Source organism: Streptomyces sp. O3, assembly GCF_054788135.1.
Genome location: NZ_JBTVYK010000185.1, coordinates 1 through 273 on the forward strand (window position 1 = coordinate 1; position 273 = coordinate 273).

General features: G+C 38.5%; 1 protein-coding gene. It reads right to left on the reverse strand.

Annotated elements, in window-relative coordinates; translation table 11 throughout:
- On the reverse strand, positions 1 to 253 hold a 253-nt coding region (locus ACX6XY_RS30285), incomplete at its 3' end, for a hypothetical protein (protein WP_460337888.1).
- Positions 254 to 273: the final 20 nt, after the last annotated feature.

Here is a 273-nt window from a genome sequence, read left to right on the forward strand (position 1 = left end):
GTTTTCCGATTTGGATATATTCACGTTCTGTTAAGCCTGGAAGTTTATTTTCTAAACTAGTCATGGTAACTTCTTGCATATCGAGCGCTTTTTCACGCAAAGCACGAATAACAGGAACGACACCCAGCTGTTTCTCCCACTCGAAAAAATTACGAACTTCTGACTCAATCGTATCTTCCAGTTCCAAAACAATTTGTTGACGCTCTAATGAGTTTGCACTAACAACTCCTGCCAAATCATCGATATCATACAAATGGAAATTGGGAATATATG